Source organism: Kitasatospora sp. NPDC004745 (assembly GCF_042873275.1).
Classification (GTDB): domain Bacteria; phylum Actinomycetota; class Actinomycetes; order Streptomycetales; family Streptomycetaceae; genus Kitasatospora.
In genome coordinates this window covers 55,126-71,376 of sequence record NZ_JBIALK010000001.1, presented here as the reverse complement: position 1 = coordinate 71,376, position 16,251 = coordinate 55,126, and the positions used below count along the sequence as shown (strand labels likewise).

3 protein-coding genes are annotated in these 16,251 nt (G+C 79.0%); all 3 read right to left on the bottom strand.

Going from position 1 to position 16,251, the window contains the following annotated elements; all coding sequences use genetic code 11:
- Positions 1–5,822 (bottom strand): amino acid adenylation domain-containing protein (locus ACFYUY_RS00170; protein WP_387896693.1); only part of this gene is annotated, 5,822 nt, incomplete at its 3' end.
- A gap of 3 nt (positions 5,823–5,825) precedes the next feature.
- Entirely contained in the window at positions 5,826–11,519 is a 5,694-nt protein-coding gene (locus ACFYUY_RS00165; RefSeq protein ID WP_387896691.1) for an amino acid adenylation domain-containing protein, read from the bottom strand.
- Positions 11,516–16,201, bottom strand: coding sequence for a condensation domain-containing protein (locus tag ACFYUY_RS00160; protein ID WP_387896689.1), 4,686 nt, complete (start codon positions 16,199–16,201; stop codon positions 11,516–11,518). The genes ACFYUY_RS00165 and ACFYUY_RS00160 overlap by 4 nt, the downstream gene beginning before the upstream one ends.
- Positions 16,202–16,251: the final 50 nt, after the last annotated feature.

Here is a 16,251-nt window from a genome sequence, read left to right as displayed (position 1 = left end):
TCGTCGGCGGCGGGTTCGGCGGAAGCGGCACCGGCGTCCAGCAGGACGGGGTGGATCACCGTGAACCAGCCGAGCGTCCGGGAGAGGTCGAGGCCGTCCAGGGGGGCCGGTTCCGGATCGCGCCCGTGGCCCTCGACGTCGACCAGGAGCGGTCCGTCGCCGGTGCGGGCGGGCCAGCCGTCCAGGGCCAGGGCGAGCGCCCCGAGCAGGATCTCCGGGACGGCGGCACCGAGCCGCTCCGGCAGCTCCGTCAGCAGGGCCGCGGTCGGGCCGCTCGGCAGCGTGGTGCGCAGGGACTCGGCGCGGGCCGCGGTGTCCCGGGCCCGGTCCAGCGGTCGGGTGCCGAGGCCGCCGGTGCCGGTGGTCAGCAGGCGGTGCCAGTGGGCGTGGTCGCCGGCCACCGCCGGGTCGGCCGCGGCCGACCGCAGGGCGCGGGCCCACTGGGCCGCCGTCACCGGGACGGCGGCGAGCTCGGCCGGGCGGTCGGCCGCGGCGGCCTCGTGGGCGAGGGCGAGGTCGTCGAGCAGGATCCGCCAGGAGACGCCGTCGACGGCGAGGTGGTGGACGACCAGCAGCAGCAGTCCGCCGGCCGGGCCGTCGAACCGGACGGCCCGGAGCAGCTCGCCCCGGCGGGGGTCGAGCCGGCGGCGGGCGTCGCGCCGCTGCTCCTCGACCAGCGCCGCCAGCGCCGGCACCGGCTCCCCACCGGGCCCGAGCAGCGGGCCGGCGTCCGCCAGGCCCTCGCGGGCCAGGTCGACCCGGTGCAGCAGCGGGCCCGCCGGGACGCCGCCCACCGGGCGGACCTCGAAGTCCAGCGGCTCGCCGGGGCCTCCGGTGAGCCGCGTCCGCAGGGCGTCGTGGTGGTCGACGAGCTGTTGCAGGGCGGCGCGCAGGGTGTGCTCGGTGGCCCCGGGCGGCAGCTCGACCAGCACCGACTGGGCGGAGCCCTCGATCGGGCCGCCGCGGGAGGCCAGCCAGTGCGCGATCGGGGTGGCCGGCAGCACGGCGCCCGGTTCGGCGGGGGCGGCGGGCCGTGGCACCGGGGCGGGGGCCGGGGCTCCGGCCAGGGCGGCGAGGGCGCGCGGGGTCTGGTGGGTGAACACGTCCTTGGGCGTGATCGGCAGCCCGGCGGCCCGGGCCCGGGTGGCCAGTCGGATCGCCAGGATGCTGTCGCCGCCGAGCCGGAAGAAGCCCTCCGACGGCCCGGGCCGGGCTCGGCCGAGCACGGTGCCGAACAGGGTCCGCAGCAGTTCCTCGGCCGGCCCGGCGGCGGGGCCGGGGCCGGCCGCAGGCGCCGGGACGGCGGGCAGGGCCACGGCGTCCGACAGGTCCGGGCCGTCCGCCAGGGCAGGCGTGTCCACCGGGGCGAGCGTGTCCACCGGGGCCGTCGGGTCGGCCAGGGCCGCGGCGAGCAGCCGGCCGAGCGCCCCCGCGAGGCGTTCGGCCGTCCGCGGGCGGAAGTGGTCGGTGCTGTACTCCAGGGTGCCGTCCAGGGTGCCGTCCGGCTGCTCGGTGAAGTCGAAGAGCAGCGGGAACTTGGCCATCACCCGGTGGAGTTCGTACGGCTCGGCGGTCAGGCCGGGCAGCGCGAGGGCCGGCGGGCGGCCGGCGTGCAGGGTGACCATCACCTGGAACAGCGGGTGGCGGCCGAGTTCGCGGCCCGGCGCGAGCGCGTCCACGACCCGGTCGAAGGGCGCCGTGTCGTGGGCGAAGGCGGTGAGGTCGGCCTGCCGGACCCGGTCGACCACCTCGGCGAAGCCCGGCCGGCCCGACAGGTCGGTGCGCAGCGCCAGCGACTGGGCGAAGTGGCCGACCACCTCGTCCAGCGCCGGATCGGCGCGGCCCGCGGTGACCGTCCCGAGCACCAGGTCGGTACCCGCGCCGGAGCGGGTGAGCAGGCAGGCGACGGCGGCGTGCAACACCATGAACAGGGTGGCGCCGCGCTGCGCCGCCAACTCCCTCGCAGCATTGACCAGTTCGGCGTTCCAGCGGAAGCCGGTGGCGGCCCCGCGCAGGGCCGTGCCGCCCGCCGGCCGGTGGTCGGCCGGCAGCGCGGTGCGCTCCGGCGCGCCCTGCAGCGCCGCGCGCCAGTGGGCGAGTTCGGCCGACAGCGGGCTGTCCGGGTCGTCCGGCGCCCCCAGGGCTCGGCCCTGCCACAGCGTGAAGTCGGCGTACTGGAGCGGAAGTTCGGGCCATTCGGGGGCCCGGCCGCGGCACCGCGCCGCGTAGCCGGCGGCGAGGTCCCGGGTCAGCGGGCGCAGCGACTGCTCGTCGGCGGCGATGTGGTGCAGCACGACCAGCAGCAGGTGGGTGCCGGGCCCGGTGGTGAGGACGGCCAGCCGCCAGGGCGGCTGGTGCGCGAGGTCGAAGGGGCGGTGCAGTTCCTCGTCCACCGCCGCCGCCAGCCCGGCCGGTCCGGGGTGCCGGACGGTGAACGGCACGGGCGGGTCGGTCAGCACCACCTGGCGGGGTGTGCCGTCGACGGCCGGGAAGACGGTCCGCAGGCTCTCGTGCCGCCGCTGGACGTCGGCCGCGGCGGCCCGCAGCGCCCGCGGGTCGAGCGGGCCGGTCAGCCGGGCGGCCAGCGGGACGTGGTAGGTGGAGCCCTGCCCGCCGAGCCGGTGCAGGACCCAGAGCCCGCGCTGGGCGTGCGAGAGCGGGACGGACTCCGGCCGGGGGCCGGCCCCCGGGCGCGGCGGGGCGGGCACCGGAGCCTCGTGGCGGGCGCCGGTCCGGGCCGCCAGGGCGGCCACCGTGGGCGCCGCGAAGACGTCCCGGATGCCGATGGCCCCGGCGAGTTCGGCGCGGGCGCGGACGACCAGCCGGTTGGCGGCCAGCGAGTCGCCGCCCAGCGCGAAGAAGCTCTCGTCCGCACCGAACCCGGCGACGCCGAGGACCTCGCCGAACAGCCGGTGCAGCAGGTGCTCCCGCTCCCCGTGCGGCGCCCGGCCGCCGAGCGCCGGGGCGCCGGCCAGCGCGCGCAGCCGGTGCTCGTCGAGCTTGCCGTTGGCGGTCAGCGGGAAGGCGTCGACGGCGTGGAAGGCGGCGGGCACCAGGTGCTCCGGGAGCACCCGGTGCGCGTCGGCGGCGGCGGCCCGGACGGCCTGCCGGTCGCCGAGCAGGTAGGCCGTCAGGCTCCTCCGGCCGGGCTCGCGTTCGACGGCCAGCACGGCGGCGCCGGTGATGCCGGGCAGTGCGGTCAGCGCGGCCTCGACCTCGCCGGGCTCGATCCGGTAGCCGCGCACCTTGACCTGCCGGTCGGTGCGGCCGAGGTGCTCCAGTTCGCCGTCGGGGCGGCGGCGCGCGCGGTCCCCGCTGCGGTACATCAGGGCGCCGGGCGGGCCGAAGGGGTCGGCGACGAAGCGGGCCGCGGTCAGCCCCGGGCGGCCGAGGTAGCCGCGGGCCAGGCCGGGGCCGGCCACGTACAGCTCGCCGGGCAGTCCGTCGGGCACCGGGCGCAGCGCGGCGTCCAGCAGGCGGACGGCGAGGTCGGGCAGCGGGTGGCCGATGGTGGCGGCGCCGGAGGCGGTGGCGGCGGCGTCGAGGTCGCCCGCGGTGACGTGCACCGTGGTCTCGGTGATGCCGTACATGTTGACCAGCCGGGGCGCGTCCTGGGGGTGGCGCAGGTACCAGTCGGCGAGCCGCCAGAGTTCGAGCTGCTCACCGCCGAAGACCACGTGGCGCAGGGCCAGCGGGGTGCCGGGGCGGGCCGCGTCGGCGGCGGCCAGCTGGGTGAACGCGGAGGGGGTCTGGTTGAGCACGGTGACCCGCTCGGCGGCCAGCAGCGCCAGCAGGTCCTCCGGCGAGCGGGCGGTGTCCCGGGGGACGACGACCAGCCGGCCGCCGTGCAGCAGGGCGCCCCACAGTTCCCAGACCGAGAAGTCGAAGGCGTAGGAGTGGAACAGCGTCCAGGTGTCGTCCGGTCCGAAGCCGAACCGGTCGGCGGTGGCGGTGAACAGCCGGACGACGTTGCGGTGGGTGACCAGGACGCCCTTCGGCGCCCCGGTGGAACCGGAGGTGTGGATGACGTACGCGACGGTGTCCGGGCGGGGGCGCTCGGGCGTCACCGGCGCGGCGGGGGCCGCCGCGCCGTCACGCTCCCCCGGCGCGGCGTCGAGGGAGAGCAGCGGCAGGCCGTCCGGCAGCGCGGCGCGGGCCGCCTCGTCGGTGACCACCAGCCGGGGCGCGGCGTCCTCGACGGTGGCGCGCAGCCGCCCGGCCGGGTAGTCCGGGTCCAGCGGCAGGTAGCCGGCGCCGGCCTTCTGGACGCCGAGCAGGGCGACCACCAGGTCGGGCGAGCGGTGCAGGGCGACGCCGACCAGGTCGCCGCGGCGCACCCCGCGGGCCGCCAGGCGGCGGGCCAACCCGGTGGCCCGCAGGTCGAGTTCGCGGTAGCTCAGGACGGTGCCGCCCATCGTCACGGCGGGCGCGTCCGGGCGGGCCGCGGCCTGCGCCTCGAACAGCGACACCAGGGTGTCCGGCTCCGCGCCCCCGCGGACCGGCACCGGCGCGGGGCCGGGCCCGTCGCCGGTGCGCAGCCGGCCGACGGGGAGCCCCTCGGGCGCCGCGGCCAGCGCCGTCACCAGGTCGAGCACCCGGTCCAGGTGGGCCCGGACGGTCTCCTCGGGGTAGTCGCCGACGGCGTCGGCGAACACCGGCAGGGTGTCCCCGCCGTGGTCGTAGACGCCGAGGGCGAAGTCCTCCGGCAGGCCCGGCGAGACCTCGTGCACGGTGGCCGGGACGCCGTCGAAGCGCAGGCCGAGGTCGAGCGGCAGCAGGTTCAGGGTGGGGCCGACCAGCGGCCGGTCACCGCGGGCGGCGGCGGTGTCGCGGAGCATGTCCTCGAAGCGGTAGCGCTGGCGGCGCAGCGCCGCGCGGACCCGGTCCGCGGTGGCCGCGACCAGCTCCCCGGCGGTGGCGGCCGGGTCCACGGCGAGCCGCAGCGGGACGACGTTGGCGGTCATGCCGAGGGCCTTGCGGGCCAGCGCGGCGTCCCGGCCGCGGACGCCGAGCCCGAGCACGGCCGTGCGCTCGCCGGTGTCGGCGTGCAGGGCGAGCGCCAGCGCGGCCGGGAACAGCGTGGTCCAGCCCGCGCCGGCCCGCTCCCGGACGGCGGCCCAGCGCGGCGCGGACAGCTCCGTGCGGACGGCGACCGGCGGCTGCGGCCCGGCGCCGGTGCGGCGGGTACGCCCGCCGGCCAGCCGGGGCGGGTCGCCGAGCCCGGCCAGCTCGGCCGCCCAGAACCCGGCGTCGGTGCGGAACCGGTCCGAGGCCCGGTAGGCGGCGTCGTCGTCCAGCAGCGCCGACAGCGGGTCGTGGAGGCCGGTGGAGCCGGGCCCGCCCGCGCGCAGCGCCGTGTACTCGGCCGCCACCCTGCGCATCAGCCCGGCCGAGCCCGTCCCGTCGCACAGGATGTGGTGCATCCGGACGTACCAGAGGTACTCCGCCTCACCGGTGCGCAGCAGGAAGTGGTCGGCGGGCGGGCCGGCGGTCAGGTCGTAGGCGTGGGCGAGCCCGGCGGTGACGAACTCCCGGGCGGCGGCGGCCGGGTCGGCGTGGTGGCGCAGGTCCAGCCGGTGCAGCGGGTGCCCGGTGTCGTCGAGGACCTGGACGGCGCCCTCGGCGGTCGGTTCGAAGCGCACCCGCAGGCTCTCGCTGCCGGCCAGCACGGTGTGCAGCGCGCGTTCGAAGACGTCCTCGTCGACGGCGCCGTGGATCCGGACGTACTGGGCGGCGGTGAACCGCCGGCCGGTGGGGTCGGCCTGGTGACCGAACCAGATGCCCGACTGCGGTGCGGTCAGCGGCCAGCGCTGCGGCGACATGCGTCAGCTCCTCTCCGGGCCGTGCGGCCCGCCCGGCTCGTGCGGCTCGTGCGGCTCGTACGGCTCCTGCGGCTCGTACGGCTCCTGCGGCTCGTACGGCTCCTGCGGCTCCTGCGGCTCCTGCGGGTCGGCGAGGCGGGCGAGCAGCGCCGGGGCGAGGTCGGCCAGGGCGGCCGGGCCGCCGAGGTCCTGGTGGGCGTGGTCGGTGCGGTGGCGCAGCAGCCGGCCGCCGTCCAGGTGGGGCCGCCAGGTCTCCGGCTCCTGCACGGGCCCGCTCCTCTCGGGGACGGCCTCGACGAGCAGCAGGTCGCCGCGGAAGCGGCCGGGGCGGAAGGCCCGGCCGATCCGGACGTTGTTGTCGTAGACCTCGGCGAGCGCGGTCAGGCGGCGCTCGGAGAAGACCGAGAGCGGCGAGTCGGACTCCGCCGCGAGGGCGAGGAACTCCTCGGCCGTCGGCGCGGGCGCGTCGACCGGCCGGTCGACGCCCGACAGCCGCAGCAGGGCGTTGCGGACCTGCCCCTGCTCCAGGAGCACCTCGGCCTCGGTGCGCGCGGGCAGGTCGGCGAGCACGTAGCTGTCGAGGAGGGCGAGCAGGCCCACCTCCGCGCCCTGCTCCTGCAGCCGGGTGGCCACGGCGTGGGCGACCAGTCCGCCGAAGGACCAGCCGAGCAGGTGGTAGGGCCCCTGCGGCCGGACGGCGCGGATCTCCCGCAGGCAGTCCGCGGCGACCTCCTCGACACTGGTCGGCAGCGGGCCCCGGCCGTCGAGGCCCCGGGACTGCAGGACGTAGAGCGGCCGGTCGCCGAGCGGGCCGAGCAGCGCCGCGTACGTCCAGCCGATCCCGGCGGCCGGGTGCACGCAGAACAGCGGCGCGCCGGTGCCGGTCGAGCGCAGCGGCAGCAGCGGGGCCAGCATCGGCTCCAGGCCGTCGGCGGGCGGCTCCGCGGCGGACGGGCCGTCAGGGGACGGGAGCGCCGCGGGCGGGCCGTCGGCGGCCTGGAGCGCGGCGGGCGCCGGGAGCGCCTCGGACGTCGGGAGCGCGGCGGGCGTGGCGGCCGACGGCCAGCGGTCGACCAGGCCGAGCGCGCCGACGGCGGTGTCCGGTTCGGCCGCCAGGGTGTCCAACAGGTCCAGCACCCGGGCGAGCAGGGCGTCGGCGGCCGCGGCGTCGACGACGTCCTCCCGGTGCAGGACGTCCAGCTCCAGCGCGCCACCCCGCGGGATGGCCATCAGGGTCAGCGGGTAGTGGGTGGCCGTCTCGCTGCCGGAGGCGGTGATCCGCACCCCCGGGAGCGCGTCGCGCTGGTCGCCGGCCTGCGGGAAGTTCTCGTACACCAGGACGGTGTCGAAGAGCTCGCCGAGGCCGGTGGCCCGCTGGATCTCCGGGATGCCCAGGTGCTGGTGGGCGATCAGCCGGGCCTGCTCCCGCTGGACCCGCTCCAGCAGCCCGGAGAGCGACTCGTCGGGCCGCAGGGTGACCCGCAGCGGCAGGGTGTCGATCAGGAACCCCAGGACGGACTCCGAGCCCGGCAGCTCCGGCGAGCGGCCGGAGACGATGGTCCCGAACACCACGTCCGGGCGGCCGGTCCGCTCGGCCAGCAGCAGGGCCCAGACGGCCTGCAGCACGGTGTTGAGGGTGACGCCGAGGCCGGCCGCGAGGGTGCCGAGGCGCTCGGTGCGCCGCTCGCCCAGGTCGCGGTAGCGGCGGGACGGCCACCCGGTGGCGGGCGGCGGCCCGGGCGGGGTCAGCAGGGTGGGCTCGGGCGGCCCGGCCAGGGCCTCGCGCCACGCCCGGCGGGCGGCCTCGTGGTCGCGGCCGGCCAGCCAGGCGAGGTGGTCGCGCAGCGGCACCGGGTCCGGCAGCGGCACCGGGTCGGCCGACGGCAGCGGGTCGGGCGGCACGGACCGTTCCCGGTAGAGCGCGGCCAGTTCGGGCAGGAGCAGCTGGTTGGACCAGCCGTCGACGAGCGTGTGGTGCGCGACGACGACCAGCCGGGACCGGTCCGCCCCCAGGCGCAGCAGGGTGAAGCGGATCAGCGGCGGGTCGGCCGGGTCGAACCGGGTGGTCCGGTCCCGGGCGGCCTCCTGCTCCGTCCGGGCGAGTCGTTCGGCCGGGCTCAGGCCGGTGAGGTCCAGCTCGGTGAACGGCGCCGGGCGGTCCGGGACGACCTGGACCGGGCGCCCGCCGGGCAGCCGGACGAACCCGGCCATCAGGTTCGGGTGGCGGCGGCAGAGCGCCTCGACGGCCCCGCGCAGCGCGGCCGCGTCCAGCCGGCCCGCGAAGTCCGTCCACAGCCGCATCACGAAGGCGTCGCCGCCGTCCTGGCCGTGGTGCGCGCTGAACAGCAGCCGTTCCTGGAGCGGGGTCAGCGGCAGCACCTCCCGGTGGCCCGGGAACCGCTCCGCGAGCCAGGCGCGGTCGGCGGCGTCCAGCGGGAGCAGCTCACCGCCGCCGGGGCGGCCGGCTGCTGGGCCGGCCGGGTCGACCGGGGTGGCGACCGCCGCGAGCCCGGCCGGGGTGGGATGGGCGAAGACGTCCTCCGGGGCGAGGGCGAGGCCGGCCCGGCGGGCCCGGCGGAGCAGCTTGATGGAGCGGATGCTGTCCCCGCCGAGGGCGAAGAAGCCGTCGTCCGGGCCGACTTCGGGCAGGCCGAGGACCCCGGCGAACAGCTCGCGCAGCAGCCGGGTGCGGTGCTGCCCGGGGTCGGGGGCCGGGGTCGCCGCGGCAGGGTCCGCGGCGGCCGCGGGGGCGACCGGGTCGGCTGCGGACGGCTCCGTGACGGCCGGGTCCGGGCCGGCGTCCGCCGGCGGGGCGTCGACGGAGGGCGGGACGTCTGCGGGGGGCGGGACGTCGGCGGAGGACGGGGCAATCGACCCGGCGGCCAGCTCGGCGAGCGCCCGCCGGTCGGTCTTGCCGTTGGCGTTGGTCGGCAGCGTGTCCAGGAGGACCACCGCGGCCGGCACCACCGCTGCGGGCAGCTCCTCGCCGAGCGCCGCCCGGACGGCCCGCGGGTCGGCCGGGCCGCCCTCCCCGGCGACCAGGAAGGCCGTCGTCCGGCGGTCCCCCTCGCCGTCCTCGGTGGCGACCACCACCGCCTGCCGGACGCCGGGCATGGCCGTCAACCGGGCCTCGATCTCGCCGAGTTCGATCCGGTGGCCGCGGATCTTCACCTGCTGGTCGGTGCGGCCGAGGAACTCCAGCTGCCCGGCGGCGGTCCAGCGGGCGAGGTCCCCGGTGCGGTACATCCGGGCGCCGGGCGGGCCGAACGGATCGGGCAGGAAGCGCTCGGCGGTGGCCCCGGGCCGGTGGGCGTAGCCGCGGGCCAGGTGGTCGCCGGCCAGGTAGAGCTCACCGGTGGCGCCGACGGGCGCGGGCCGCAGGACCGGGTCGAGGACGTGGGCGCGCACGTTGCCGATCGGGGTGCCGATCGGCGGCTCGCCCTCGGCGCCGGGCGGGCAGGCCGCGGCCGTCGCGTACACCACGGCCTCGGTGGGCCCGTAGAGGTTGAGCACCCGGGCCCGCGGGTTGCGGTCGTGCACCCGGCGGACCACCTCGGCGGGCAGCGCCTCCCCGCAGAAGACGTAGACGGCGGCCCGCTCGTGCACCCACTCCGCGTCGGCGACCTGCCGGTACACCGACGGCACGGTGTTGACCAGGCTCCCGGACCAGTCGGGGCGCTCCAGCAGCGAGAGCAGGCTGTCGACGAGGTCGACGCCGCCGCCGGTGAACAGCGGCACCAGGAGCTCGAAGACCGACAGGTCGAAGGAGAGCGGGGTCGAGCCGAGCACCCGGGAGAAGGCCTCGGGGCCGAGCTCCGCCACCGCCCAGGCCGCGAGGTTGGCCACCGAACGATGGGTGACCACCACGCCCTTGGGCGTCCCGGTCGAGCCGGAGGTGTACAGGACGTACGCCGCGTTGCCGGGCAGCGGGCCGACGGGGTCGGCCTGCGCCGCCGCGGGCCCGGTGGGCGCACCGGCCTCGTCGAGCAGGACGACGGCGGGGCCGGCCGCCCCCGGCCGCGGCTCCGCCCCCGGCTGCGATTCCGGCTCCGGCTCCGGCAGGAGGGGAGCCAGGTCCGCGGTGGTCAGGACCGCCCGCGGACGGGCGTCCGCGAGCAGGAAGGCCACCCGGCCGCGCGGGTGGGCCGGGTCCACCGGCAGGTAGGCGGCGCCGGCCCTCAGCACCCCCAGCACGGCCGCGACCAGCGCGGGGGTGCGCGGCAGCAGCACCGCGACGACGTCCTCGCGGCCGATGCCGAGTCCGGCCAGGTGCCGGGCGATCCGCTCGGAGCACGCGTCCAGGCCCGCGTAGTCCAGCTCGGTGCCCGCGCCGCGCACCGCGACGGCGGCCGGGGTCCGCGCGGCCCGGGCGGCGAACGCCGCCGGCACGGTGGCCGCGGGCACCGCGCGGTCGGTGGCGTTGACCTTCCGCAGCAGGGCGAGCTCCTCCTCGCCGGCCAGGTCGAAGGAGTGCAGCGGCGCGTCGGGCCGCTCCGCCAGCCGCGCCAGCAGCCGGACCGTCCGGCGGTGCGCCGCCGGGTCCGCGCCGTGGCCGCCGGCGGCGACCCGCCACCCGCCGTCCGGGTCGGCCGGCCCGGGGGCGGGGTCGGCGCGCAGCACCAGGCCGGGCAGCGGCTCGCCCCAGGCCCGTGCCAGCACGGCCACCGCCTCCGGACCGTACGCCACCCGCTCGGCGCCGTCGGCGAGCCCGGTGACCAGGCCGTACCCGGAGGACGGGCTCCAGGGCAGGTCGAGGTCGGGGCGGTGGCCGTGCCGGCGGGCCGCCCGCAGCGCCCGGCCGGCCTGCCGCAGGACGTCGGTGAAGCACAGTTCGGGGGCGGCGGCGAGCCGCACCGGGACGACCAGACCGCGGCCGCCGGGGCCCGGCGCGGGCGTCCAGTGGCCGAGCAGCAGGTCCCGTGCGCCGGTCAGCCGGTGCGTGTGGACGGCCGCGGCGGCCAGCAGCACCGCCGCGGGCCCCGCGCCGCCGGCCCGGGCCGCCCGGGCCAGCGCGGCCGGGCCGGCCACCGGCAGCCAGGGCAGCTCGACGGGCGGTGCGCCCGGCCCGGCCGGGCGGGCGCCGGCCGCGGGCTCGGGGGCGGCCAGCCCGGCCAGGGCCTGCCGCCAGTGCGCCCGGTCGGCGGGCCGCTCGCCCTCCGGCTCCGGGACGGCCGGGCGGGCGCCGGCCGGGGGCGGGGCGGCCTCGCCGTCCGCGGCGTACAGCTCGGCGGCCCGGCGGACCAGTGCGGCCAGCCCGCCGTCGTCGTCGAGCAGCCGGTGGTGGCGCTGGAACCAGAGCAGCCCGCCGTCCGGACGGCGGATCAGCACGTGGCGCAGCAGGGGCCCGCGGGCGAGGTCGAGCGGGCGGCTGAGTTCGGCGGCGGTCCAGCCGTCCAGGTCCGCCGGGTCGAGGTCGAGCAGTTCGACCGCGAGCGGGCGGGCCGGGCCGGGCGGGAGGCACAGCGCGGCCCCGCCCGGGGCGCCGGGGCGGTCGGTGCGCAGGGCGGCGCGCAGGTCCGGGCGTTCGGCCAGCGCCCGGGCCACGGCGCGGCGCAGCCGGTCGGGTGCGATCCGGCCCTCGAACCGGACCAGGCGCGCCACGCAGTCGGTGGCCAGGCCGGGGGTGTCCCGCAGGACGGCCCGGCGGGCGGCGTCGAGCGGGGCGGCGTCGAGCGGGGTGGGGGTGGAGCTGCTCATCGGGCGTCCCTCCGGGCGGCGTCGGTCTGCGGGGGTGCGGCCGCGGTCGGCCGGGTGCCGACCGGGGCCGGGCCCGGCTCCGGGTCGGCGTGTTCGGCCGCCACGTCGTGGACGGGCCGGTCTGGCTCGGCGAGCAGGCCGCGCAGCAGCTCGCGCAGGGCGGTGGCGAAGCCGGCGGCGGTCGACGGGTCGAAGAGCTCCGGGGCGTAGTGGACGGTCAGGGCGGTCGGGCCGCCGCCCGGCCCGGACCGCCAGGCCAGGTCGAGTTCGGCCGGCCCTGGGCCCTGGGTGGCCGGGCCGTCCTGGTCCGGGCCGTCCTGGTCCGGGCCGTCCTGGTCCGGGCCGTCCTGGTCCGAACCTCCGAACTCACCGCTGTCGCGTCCGTCGCCGCGGTCGCCGCGGGAGCGGACGGTCGGTTCGGCTCCGGGGGCGGCCACCGCGGCGGTGGCGGTCCGCTCGACCAGGGCGGCGAAGCCGGGTTCGTCGGAGAGGTCGGCCCGCAGCAGGGTGCCGCCGGGCAGGCCGACCGCCACCTCGTCCTCTCCTGAGATCCACGAGAGCAGCACCAGCCAGCCGGCCCGCAGCACCCGCTCGGGGTCGGTGCCGAAGGCCTCGACCGCCTCCCGGAGCGGCTGGTCGACCGGGGTGGTGGCGGCGCGTGCGGCGGCGACGGGGCTGCCCGGGCGGGGGCGGTCGGTGGGGACGTCCAGCCGGACGGGTCCGGAGGGGACCGGTCCACGGGGGGCCGGTTCGCCGGGGGCCTGGGCGGCACCCGGGGCCGGGGCCCACAGCCCGGCGAGCGGCGCGGTGCCGTCGGCCGCGACGAGTTCGCCGAGCAGCGCGGTGTACTCCGCGGCGAACGCGGCCGCCGTCGCGGGGGTGAACAGCTGGGTGCTGAACTCCAGGCAGGCGGTCATCGCGTCGTCGCCGGCCCGGTCGGAGGTGATCAGCGTGAGGTCGAACTTGGCGGTGCCGCCGGGCAGGCCGCCGAAGAGGTTGGCACGGGTGTGCCCGGTGTCGAAGTACCCGGTGGAGGTGCCCTCGATCCGCTGGATCGGCGGCAGCTCCTGGTGCACGAAGAAGACGTCGAACAGCGGGCTGCGGCCCGGGTCGCGCTCCGCCGTCAGGGCCTGGACGACCTTGTCGAACGGGATCTCCTGGTGCTCCAGGGCCTCCAGCACCACGGTGCGCACCCGGCGCAGGAAGCCGGCCACCGACGGGTCGCCGGAGAGGTCGGCGCGCAGCGCCACGGTGCTGTTGAAGAAGCCGATCAGGCCCTCCAGTTCGGGCCGGTTGCGCCCGGTGGTCGGGGTGCCGACGACCAGGTCGTCCTGCTCGCTGTGGCGGGCCAGCAGCAGGTAGAGGCCGGCGAGCAGGACCACGAAGAGGGTCGCGGAGTGCTCGGCCGCGAGCCGGCGCAGCTCGCGCATCAGCTCGGCGTCCAGGGTGAAGACGGCCAGGTCCCCGGCGTAGTCCTTGCGGGCCGGGCGGGGGTGGTCGGTGGGCAGCCGCAGCACGGGGGCGTCCCGCAGCTTCTCCCGCCAGTAGGCGAGCTCGCCGTCCAGGGCGGGGCCGGCCACCAGGTCCCGCTGCCAGGCGGCGTAGTCGGCGAACTGGACCGGCAGCGGCGCGAGGCGGTGCGGGCGGCCCTCGCGGCGGGCGGCGTGGAGTTCGGGCAGCTCGCGGGCGAAGATCCGCGGGGAGGCGCCGTCGTTGACGGCGTGGTGCATGGTCACCTGGAGCACGTGCTCCTCGGGGGCGGTGCGGACCACGAGCACCCGCACCAGCGGGTCGTGGGCCAGGTCGAAGCGGTGCCCGGCGGCCCGCCGGACCAGCTCCCGGGCGGCGGCCTGCGGATCCGGCTCGCCCGAGACGTCCCGGAAGGCGAAGAAGTCCCCGGGCTCGGGCCGCAGGCGCAGCACCGGCTGGTCGTCCTCCTCGACGAAGTTGGACCGCAGCACCTCGTGGCGCAGCATCAGGTCGTGCCACATGCCGCGGACGGCGTCGACGTCGAGCGGGCCGCTGATCCGGCTGACCATCGGCAGGTTGTAGAGGGTGGTGTCCGGGTCGAGCTGGTGGTGGAACCAGATCCGGTCCTGGCCGAAGGAGGTGACCGCGGCGCCGCGCGGGACGACCGGGGGCAGGGCGGGGGCGGACGGGCGGCCGGCCCTGGCCCGGATGAGCGCGGCGAGGGCGCCGACCTCGGGGTGCTCGTAGACGTCGAGCAGCTTGGGGCGGAAGCCGAAGCGGGCCTCGACGCGGTCGGCGAGCTGCAGGGCGATGATCGAGTTGCCGCCGAGCTCGAAGTAGTGGTCGGCCGGGCCGAGCGGCTGCTCACTGTGCAGCAGTTCGGCCAGCACGCCGGCGAGCCAGGGCTGCGGGTCCTCCGGCCGCTCGACGGGGGCGGGCGCGACGGCGGTGGCGGGCGCGGCAGCGATGGCGGGCGCGGCAGCGACCGGGACGGACGGGACGAGCGCGGCGGGTGCGGCCGGCGGCCGGAGCCAGCACGGGGTGGCGGCCAGCGGGTGCCCGGGCAGCCGCAGCCGGCGGGCCGTGCCGGGGGCGGGACCGAGCGCGGCCCAGTCGAGCTCGACGCCGGCCTCGTACAGCCGGCCGAGCAGGGCCTCGAATCCGTCGGCGGCCGTGCCCGCACCCGCGGCCGCGGCCTCGGCGGGGACGGTCACCAGCCGGGCGCCGTCCTGCCCGTGCGGACCGAACCGCTCGGCGAGCAGCCGGCCGAGCACCCCGCCCGGGCCGGGGTCGACGAACACCACCGGTCCGGCGGCGGTGAGCCGCTCGGCGGCCGCGACCAGGCGGTCCCGGTCCGGCGGCGGGGCCTCGGCGCCGGCGGCGAGCTCCCGGGTGTCCGCGGCGGTGAGGGTGCCGAGCAGGTGCCGGGCCGCGTAGCGGGACACGCCGCTGCTGAGCACCGTCTCGACCGGCACGCCGGCGGCCAGCAGGGCGCGGTGGAGGGCCAGTTGACCGGCCAGGAGGTCGGCCTCCACCCGGCCGGTGGCGGGCAGGTCCGCGGGCAGCGGCGCCGGGCCGGGGGCGACGGGGGCGGCGTCCGGGGAGAGCAGCAGACAGACGGCGGGCGGCCCGCCGCGGCCGCCGGGCGCGGCGTCGGCGACCGGCTCGCCCGGCCCGGGAGCCCGGTCGGCGAGGGCGCGGGCCAGTCCGGCGGTGTCCCGGGCCGCCACGGCGAGCCGGTACCGGTGGTGGGCGCGCCCGGAGTTGAGGGTGTGGGCGACGTCGTCGAGGTCGGCGCCGGCGGCCGGTCCGGCCAGGGCGGCGCCGAGGTCCGCGCAGAGCGCGGCCAGCGCGGGGCGGCTGCGGGCGGAGACCGCGACCAGCCGGGCCGGCCGCGGCCCTTCGGCCCGGCGCGGCGCGGCGGGCGCGGGCGCGGGCGGCCGCTGGACGACGCAGTGGGCGTTGATGCCGGCCAGGCTGTACGAGCTGACGCCCGCGATCCGCTCCGCGCCTTCCCAGGGCCGCAGTTCGGTGACCACCTCGACGGGGTCGAGGGCCGCCGCGTCCACCGGCCGGCGGAAGTGCAGCGAGGGGTAGAGCTCGCCGTGCCCGACCGCGAGGACGGCCTTGACCAGGCCGGCGATCCCGGCGGCGTGGTCGAGGTGGCCGATGTTGGTCTTGACCGAGCCGATCGGCAGCCGTCGGCCCCGCCCGCCGAAGCCGCGGGTGCCGAACACCTGCCCCAGGCCCTCCAGTTCGACGGCGTCGCCGAGCCGGGTGCCGGAGCCGTGCGCCTCCAGGTAGCCGGCCAGCGCCGGGTCGAGGCCGGCGGCGCGCCAGGCGGCGCCGATGACGGCCGCGTGGGCGGGCGCGCTCGGGGTGCTGATGGTGGCGGCGGCCCGGCCGTTGTGCCGGACGGCGCTGCCGCGGATGACGGCGTGCACGGGCGCGCCGTCGGCACGGGCCCGGCCGAGGGTGGTGAGCAGCAGGACGGCGCCGCCCTCTCCGCTCACCGTGCCGTCGGCGTCGGCGTCGAAGGCCCGGCAGCGCCCGCCCGGGGAGACGAGTTCGGTCATCCCCTCGGTCTGCGGGGCGGGCAGGCCCTCGGGGCGCAGGCTGAAGCCCCCGGCGAGCGCGTACGCGGCCTCGCCGTCGCGCAGTTCGCGGCAGGCCTGGTGGACGGCGACGAGCGAGCCGTTGCAGCCGGTGTCGACGGCGTAGCAGGGGCCGGTGAAGCCGAGCACGTGGGCGATCCGGGCGGGCAGCGCGAAGGGGACGTTGCCGAGGGCGCCGAGCGGGCCGGGTTCGGCGGCGGCGGCCCGGTAGCCGGAGGCGGCGGCGCTGAGCACCACGGCCACCGGGTGCCCGCGCAGGGCGTCCACGGGGTAGCCGGCGTCCTCGACGGCCCGGTGGGCGAGGACGAGGGCGATCCGGTGCTGCGGGTCCATCAGGGCGGCCTCGCGCCGGGAGAGGCCGAAGAACGCGTGGTCGAAGGTGTGGACGTCGGCGAGGTGGCCCATCGGGAGGCGGTGGGCGTCCGGGTCGAGTCCGGTGGCGGCGGCCCGGGCGGCCGGCATGGCGCCCACCGAGTCCCGGCCGGCGGCGAGGTTGGCGCGGAAGGCGGCCAGGTCGTCGGCGTCGGGGAAGCGGGCGCCGATGCCGACGACCGCGATGTCGGTGTCGCGGGGCGCCGTCGTGGGGCTGGTGGTCACTGTCTCTGCTCCCGTTCCTCGGGCTCGGTGCGCGTTCGCCGGTTCGTCCG